4 protein-coding genes and 2 pseudogenes are annotated in these 8,444 nt (G+C 30.5%); 2 read left to right on the top strand and 4 right to left on the bottom strand.

The genetic code is table 11. The features are described 5' to 3' along the window. The first annotated feature begins 762 nt into the window (after positions 1-762). Together B0A58_RS11930 and B0A58_RS11925 are read left to right on the top strand one after the other, a co-directional pair. Complete coding sequence (locus tag B0A58_RS11930) at positions 763-1,740, top strand: ribonucleotide-diphosphate reductase subunit beta (protein WP_014083191.1); 978 nt, start codon at positions 763-765, stop codon at positions 1,738-1,740. 54 nt (positions 1,741-1,794) lie between these two features. Further along, positions 1,795-4,185, top strand: coding sequence for a ribonucleoside-diphosphate reductase subunit alpha (locus tag B0A58_RS11925; RefSeq protein ID WP_014083193.1), 2,391 nt, complete (start codon positions 1,795-1,797; stop codon positions 4,183-4,185). A 282-nt stretch (positions 4,186-4,467) separates the two neighbouring features. Here the strand turns inward: B0A58_RS11925 and B0A58_RS11920 are convergent. The 4 genes and pseudogenes from B0A58_RS11920 to B0A58_RS17080 form a co-directional block, all read right to left on the bottom strand. Next, positions 4,468-4,778: pseudogene (locus tag B0A58_RS11920) on the bottom strand (IS1595-like element ISSwe1 family transposase); the annotation flags it as partial. Positions 4,779-4,929: 151 nt separating this feature from the next. Then, positions 4,930-7,074: a TonB-dependent receptor plug domain-containing protein gene (locus tag B0A58_RS11915; RefSeq protein WP_089081245.1), complete on the bottom strand. Its 2,145-nt coding sequence runs from the start codon at positions 7,072-7,074 to the stop codon at positions 4,930-4,932. Next, positions 7,055-8,143 carry a zinc metalloprotease gene (locus B0A58_RS11910; RefSeq protein WP_089081244.1) on the bottom strand — a complete coding sequence of 363 codons (1,089 nt, stop codon included), beginning with the start codon at positions 8,141-8,143 and terminating at the stop codon, positions 7,055-7,057. Before B0A58_RS11910 ends, B0A58_RS11915 begins: the two co-directional genes overlap by 20 nt. 1 nt (position 8,144) lies before the next feature. Next, positions 8,145-8,393: pseudogene (locus tag B0A58_RS17080) on the bottom strand (nitroreductase family protein); the annotation flags it as partial. Positions 8,394-8,444: the final 51 nt, after the last annotated feature.

Raw genomic sequence — 8,444 nt, 5'->3', positions numbered from 1 at the left:
GTAAATAACTCGATAAAAAAAATCAATTTTTAGGTAAACTTATGGTTTTTTTTTGAAAAACATAAAATAAAAAGCCAAAATCGATTGAAAAACACATTTACATCGATTGCGTTGATAAAATGCAAGCAAGGTTTTACTTCAAAAAAACGGCAACATTCTAAATCAAACACCAAATGGGCAGTAACATTTTTTGGGCGTTCCCTCAAGGGTCGGGCTATTCGTTTCAAACAACGTTCATTGAACTCCAAAAGAAATATCATATTGTGAAATAATCATTTTTGATTGCCACATTCAGAAACTATATTCGTGCAATACAACTCCTCCTTTGGGGGCTGGGGGGCTTCTAAAGGATTTACACTACTATCCCTAACGCAAATTTCGGGGTGTTAAAATATTTTGACAGAAAAACAAACTTACCCAATATCAAAATAAAAAAGCAGCATTCTAGTAGCCATAAAAAACAAGTGCCAATCACGTAAAACACCATAAAAAAAATGCCAAAACTTCAGCTCTTAAAAAGCAATCAAGCAACCTCAAAATCCCTTATTTTACGGGCTTTTAACAAAATGTTAAGTTTTTAAATAATTGATTATCAAGGCTTTAAAATTTATAGCACTTCATTGTCAAAAAAAACACCATTGTTAAAAACTTGTTCAAATTGTGAATAAGTTTATCTTTTTATACTCGTTTTAATTTATAACCTTTGTACTCTAAAAATAACCAAAGTACCATTTTATATAATACCTTAATAATCAAAAAACTATGTCGTTAGTAGAGCCAATTCTTCAAGAAAATAAAAATCGATTTGTCATTTTTCCAATAAAGCACCATGATATTTGGAATATGTATAAGTCCATGGAAGCAAGTTTTTGGACTGCCGAAGAAATAGATTTGTCGCAAGATTTGACAGACTGGAATTTTAAATTAAACAACGAAGAACGTTATTTTATCAAACATATTTTGGCCTTTTTTGCGGCTTCAGATGGAATTGTAAATGAAAATTTGGCCGAAAATTTTGTAAATGAAGTACAATATGCCGAAGCTAAGTTTTTTTATGGTTTTCAAATTATGATGGAAAATATCCATTCCGAAACCTATTCCCTTTTGATAGACACTTATGTTAAAGACGAAATAGAAAAAGATGAACTGTTTCATGCCTTGGATGTTTTTCCAGCAATAAAGAAAAAAGCCGATTGGGCTTTGAAATGGATAACCTCCGATTCGTTTGCCGAACGATTGATCGCTTTTGCAGCTGTAGAAGGCATCTTTTTTTCGGGAGCCTTTTGTGCTATATATTGGCTCAAAAAACGAGGATTGATGCCCGGCCTCACCTATTCTAACGAGCTGATTTCGAGAGATGAAGGAGTTCATTGTGATTTTGCGGTGCACTTGCACAATAACCATTTGGTAAACAAAGTATCAAAACAAAGAATTACAGAAATTATTACAAATGCACTTGATATAGAAAGAGAATTTATTACAGAATCATTACCTGTAAGTTTGATTGGGATGAATGCCGCTTTGATGACACAATATTTAGAATTTGTTGCCGATAGGCTGCTCGTAGAACTTGGTTGCGATAGGGTTTATCATACCACAAACCCATTTGATTTTATGGACATGATTTCGCTACAAGGAAAAACCAATTTTTTTGAAAAAAGAGTAGCCGAATACCAAAAAGCGGGTGTTATGAATACAGATGTAGAGGCTAATAAAATAAGCTTTGATGCTGATTTTTAATACAATAGCAGTGCAGTTGAAACAAATAAAATTAAAAAAAAACAATAAAATAATATGTTTGTAGTTAAAAGAAACGGCAAGAAAGAGCCTGTAATGTTTGATAAAATTACAGAAAGAGTAAAAAAATTATGCTATGGATTAAACGATTTGGTCGATCCTGTAAAGGTGGCTATGCGTGTAATTGAAGGCTTGTATGATGGGGTTTCTACTACAGAATTGGACAATTTGGCTGCCGAAACTGCTGCCTCCATGACGATTGCTCACCCAGATTATGCCCAATTGGCAGCCCGAGTTGCGATTTCTAATTTGCATAAAAACACCAAAAAATCGTTTTCAGATACAATGACCGACATGTATCAATATGTCAATCCTCGAACCAATCAAGCGGCACCCTTACTTTCAGACGAAGTGTATCGGGTGATTATTGAAAATGCCGCTTTTTTAGATTCACATATTATTTATACCCGCGATTTTAATTATGATTATTTTGGATTTAAAACCCTCGAACGCTCTTATTTATTAAAAATAAATGGCAAAATTGTAGAAAGACCACAACACATGCTCATGAGAGTAGCCGTTGGAATTCACCTCAACGATTTGGATTCTGTAATAGAAACCTACGATTTGATGTCCAAAAAATATTTCACACACGCTACGCCAACGTTGTTTAATGCAGGAACACCAAAACCACAAATGTCTTCGTGTTTTTTATTGGCAATGCAAGACGACAGCATCGATGGTATATATGATACGTTAAAACAAACAGCCAAAATTTCGCAATCAGCAGGCGGCATCGGATTGTCTATCCACAATATTAGGGCTACGGGTTCTTATATCAGAGGTACAAATGGCACGTCAAACGGCATTGTTCCTATGCTAAGGGTGTTTAACGACACGGCTCGGTATGTGGATCAAGGAGGAGGCAAACGAAAAGGAAGTTTTGCTATTTATATCGAAACATGGCATGCAGATATTTTTGAATTTTTGGATTTGAAAAAAAATACAGGCAAGGAAGAGATGCGGGCAAGAGACTTATTTTTTGCAATGTGGACCTCGGATTTGTTTATGAAAAGAGTACAAGAGGATGCCCATTGGACCTTGATGTGTCCAAATGAGTGCCCAGGATTATATGAAGTATATGGGGAGCAGTTTGAAACCTTATACACCAGTTATGAAATACAAGGAAAAGGCCGAAAAACCATCAAAGCCCGTGAACTTTGGGAGAAAATTTTGGAATCGCAAATAGAAACAGGCACCCCTTATATGCTATATAAAGATGCTGCTAACCAAAAATCCAATCAAAAAAATTTAGGAACCATACGGTCGTCAAATTTGTGTACCGAAATCATGGAGTACACCTCAAAAGACGAAATAGCGGTATGTAATTTGGCCTCATTATCGTTGCCAATGTTTGTAGAAAAAGGCAAGTTCAACCACAAGTTGCTTTATAAAGTAGCCAAAAGAGTAACACGCAACCTAAATAAAGTTATAGACAGGAATTATTATCCTGTAAAAGAAGGAGAAAATTCCAACATGCGACACAGGCCCATAGGGCTTGGTGTTCAGGGACTTGCAGACGCATTTATCATGCTTAGATTGCCATTTACTAGCGACGAAGCCAAAAAATTGAATCAAGAAATTTTTGAAACCCTTTATTTTGCAGCCGTTACAGCCTCTATGGAAATGGCCAAAGAAGACGGAGCTTATTCCACCTACGAAGGATCGCCTATTTCGCAAGGCTTGTTTCAATACAACCTTTGGGGATTACAAGATGCAGACCTTTCGGGTAGATGGGATTGGGCATCGCTACGAAAAGAAGTGTTGCAATATGGCGTTCGAAACTCCCTTTTAGTAGCACCAATGCCAACGGCTTCTACGTCGCAAATTTTGGGCAACAACGAAGCATTTGAACCTTACACGTCCAACATTTATACCCGACGGGTGTTGTCGGGAGAGTTTATAGTAGTAAACAAACATTTGTTAAACGATTTGGTAAAACTAGGCATTTGGACAGACGATTTGAAACAAGAAATCATGCGACAAAACGGATCGGTACAAAACATAAATGCCATTCCAAAGGATTTGAAAGAGTTATACAAAACCGTTTGGGAAATGTCTATGAAAGATATCATAGACATGTCTAAACACAGAGGCTACTTTGTCGATCAGTCGCAATCCTTAAATCTGTTTATGCAAGATGCTAATTATGCAAAATTGACGTCGATGCACTTTTATGCGTGGCAATCGGGACTAAAAACAGGAATGTATTATTTAAGAACCAAATCGGCAGTAGATGCCATAAAATTTACGCTCAATAACGACAAAAAAGAAGCCCCCGCAACAGTAGATTTGCACACCACCCCAATCCACAAAGAGGACTACCGCCGCATGCTTGAATTAGCCAAAAATGCCGACCCTGAAGAGTGTGAAATGTGTGGGAGCTAGCAATTCATTCGTGTGTGTTGAGTTTTTTGTATAGATGACACATCAAATCCCAAAGAGGCCAATAACAATTTCAAAAATAAATAAAAACCAACCTTACACAAAAAAGTCGAGCTATTCGGCTTTTTTTGTGTAAGGTTCAAGCTTTTTGTTAAATAATTATAGGAAATAATAAGTAGATCAGGATATTTTAAATTGGTGTTTGGTTTTACATCATGTCAGAATTTATTAAAAAAAATTACAATAATAAGCTCAAATTAAACAAATTTATTTATTTTTGATTATTTTCATTGCTATTCTTACTTTTTCCATAAACAACCATGCCGTAATATAACGTACTTCATAACGCTTACTTATTTGATTTGTAGATATGCTTTTTGTGGTTGCATTCATTTCAAAACAAATACCTAATGCCTTATGAAGTCCAAATTTTACTTTGTGAAATAAAGTGTCTGCGGTTGGACTTTCGATATGGTGGCACTTATTACAATCTCTAGCATAATTATTTTTACGAATAGTGCATTTTGTATGTTTACATTTTTTACATATAAATCCTGATACCATTTCTTTTCAGCCAAATATTTCAAACAATCCATGTCTTATTTAAATGTATCAAAAAAATTAATAATACTTTTTCCTTTGGATAGTTCCATTATAAATATTTAAAAAACAAAGATAATTAAATAAATAATTCTAAAATTTAATTATTTGATTACTATTTACATTGATTAACATTAACTTTGTCTTTTAAAAGGTATATTGCATTCCAAAATAGACAATCCTTTTTTGAAAATTGTAAATGTTTTGAATTGTATAATTGGCATTGTAATAGATATAAGATTGGTTATTTTTATTTAATATATTTTGTATGCTCAAATACGGAATTAATAAGTTTTTTTTATTAATTGTTACGATTTTATTTGCAACAAAATCTAATTTGTTATATTCGTTTAACTGATTGTCATTAATATTAGAACTAAAAAACGGTTGATAATTTAACGCATCATTATTATAAATAGAAGAAACAACAGGAGTATAATAATTGCCGGGTCTACTTGAAAGAGATAAAGAAACATTAAGCAATCTCATGTTACTATAAGAAAATCTTGCCTTAATAAAATAATTAAAACTACTATTTCCGTTAAAATATTCACTATCAATTTTTAGTTTTTGATTTAGAAATGTATTAGAAAATAAAAACGACAATTTTTTATTAATATTAAATGATGTCGAAACTTCCCATCCAAATGATTTAATTCTTTGATAAAATTGAGTTTGTGAATATGTAAAATCACCAGAATCGTTCTTATAATAAATAGCACTTGTTAAATCAAACTTTTTATTTGAGTAATAGTAGTCTAAAGCAATTTGATTGCTATTTAATAAATTAATTGTATGATTTATATAGTTTGGAGTTGAATAGCTATGGTATTTTCCTGCACTAATAATCATTCTGTTTTTGTTATTTAAATCAAAATGCGTAGATGCTTGATAACTCAAATACTCCCTTTGATTATCAATTGGAACGTTTGTTCTTACTCCAGTAGAAAAACCAAGTTTACTTGTCATTTCCCAATTAGCATATAGATAACTTTCAATATAATTATTCTTTATTCTAAGACTAGACAAATATGTTGGAGCATTTTCATTTAGTGAGAAATAATAAACAGGTTTAATTTCATCATAATTATAATTTGTTAATGAAAAATTACTACCCGTTTGAATTGAAAATGATTTGTTAAACATCAATTTATAGTCTATTGAGGTAAAAATCTGCAAAGATTTAGATTTAGAATTTATAACACCATAACTGTATTTTTTATCAGAATAGTCTAAAAGATTTGCAACTCTAAGCTTTGATTTATTTATTATAAAATCAAAATTATTAACGGTTAAAAATCTATCTTGGGAACCTTTGCTTTCTCCGCTAAAATTATATTGAAAATTATTTGTTAATATACTTTCATCGACAAAATAATTATATGAATTCCAATAAACTTTTTTATTAATATTTACACGTAAATTTAAACCAAAATCATTTGATCTAAAGTCTTTCAAATTAGGCACACTATTTTTGTTTAGTAGGATAAAAGCATCTGAAAATTGTTTATTACCATAAAATTGAATAAAATTACCTTTAATTTTTTTTGAAACAAAAAAACCCATATTTGAAAGATTAAAAGTCAATTTAGTTGAATTATTATCTAACTTTCTTATAGTTTCAATTTCCACAATTCCAGCACTAGAGTTTCCATAAGTCAAAGGGGGATTACTCGCATATACATATTGTTTATGAATAAATTCTGTATTAAATAAACTAAAACTTCCTAGCCCATTATCTTGACTATTTCTTACAGGATTATTTATCGGCACACCATTTAATATGACTCTGCTTCTATCTGCTTCACCTCCTCTCAAAGTAGGATTTGCAGTTTCATTTGTGTTAGTTGAAGATGGTAAGGAAGTAATTGCTAATAGTGGATCTCCTTTAGAAGAAGGATTAGTGTATATATCAAGTTTAGATAATTTAGAAACAGAAAACTTTTCTGAAATTGGGTCTTTTGCCTTAAGAACAACTTCTTCTAAACTATTTGTTTTTGCTTTTTTAAGCATTACAACAAATTTTTGCTTTTTTAAGTCATCAAATGAAATAATGATGTTTTTATAATTTTCTTTATAAATATCTATTTCTTTTATGTCCTTTTTATCAATAAGAAACAAACCATCTTCTTTAGTAATAAAAGTCGAATCGTTATCAAACTTAATTTGTACAGCATTTATTGGATTTTTATCCTCATCTACAACCTTTCCTGTTTGACTTTGTGCATAGCAATAATTAGCACTATACAACATTAAAATCAGGACTGTAAATTTATTTAAAAAATGTAGCATAGTAGATATACATTAATATTGGAAAAAACATAACAAACCAACTAAAAACAATAGACAAATAACTTAATAGTGTAAATATTAAATAGAAAGTATCTTTCATACGGAAATTAGTTTTGCATATTTCTTTAGTTTTCTGTTTACATATATCAAATAGATTAGGCTTATTAATAGCATCTGTAAAAATGTAATATCCATCAGTACCAGGTAGAAATATATTGAAATTAAAAATAGATCTAATTGTTATAGAAATCATTACAGAATAACAAAAAAAGGATAGTACAGGAGATGAAGAATGAAAATGTTTAGTAAAGAAGATTAGAAAAATAAATTGTAAGATATCAAAGAGAATACCTCCAAAATACACCATCATTCTTGCACTTTTAACTTTTATTAGTTTTATAAATACTTTATTATATAATGCTGGTAAAAAGAAAAACATTAAGCCAATTCCAAAAATCGAAACCTTACCGTTATTTATTTTATAAATAAAATAATGTCCGAATTCATGTATTGAGGTTGATATAAAAGACGCAAAATATATAAAGAAAAATAAAGTTGAAAATGGGTAAGGAAAATGATATATGGTATCTAGATAATTCTCTCTAAAATTCAAGGGTGTCAATAATAAGTCTCCAATTATGTATAAAAAAATAATTGAGCTAATTATTAGAATTATCTTTTGAAATGTTTTTTTCTCAAAAAGTTGTTCAAAATATGTGTTAGTAAAATCAATATTAACTATCTCAAAAAGTTTTGAATTTCTTTTTAATATCAAATCAAATGTAACTCCTAAAAAAGAAAAAGATTTATCTTTTAGTTTGGTGTAATTTTCTGAAATTAAAATATTATTATTCTTAGCCAATTCAATTAGTTTATTAAACTGTTCATATTCTATATGAACTTTGTTTTCAAAATAATGTATAACTCTGCTAGAATTATTATCTTTAGAATACTCTTGTATAATTTCAAATTCTATACTACTTAATTTAATAAAATTATCACTACCATTAATTTTCAAAATTATTAGTTCATTCTCATTACTAACAATACTTATTCTGGGATTTAACATTTTAACTATTTTTAGGTTTACCTAATATTAAACACAATGCAGGATGATGCAGTGGATTTCTTAGATCTAAATATGAGTTTAATTCATCATTTAAAATGCCTCCAGATGCACAACAAGCTAAGTTAAGGGCTGAAGAACTTAAATAAGCAGAATGAACTAATTGACCAACATCTACAAAAGATAAAAACATTCCAAAATCTTGGTACTTAAAACTATGTTTATTAATTATAGTCGTTAATAACAAGTAAACTGATGCGTTTTCATAATCAAAAGTGCTTGCCCCTCTGTTTCAGCCCCTTAA

The organism is Flavobacterium branchiophilum NBRC 15030 = ATCC 35035, assembly GCF_002217205.1.
Taxonomy (GTDB): Bacteria; Bacteroidota; Bacteroidia; order Flavobacteriales; family Flavobacteriaceae; genus Flavobacterium; species Flavobacterium branchiophilum.
This window is presented reverse-complemented; position numbering and strand designations above follow the sequence as displayed.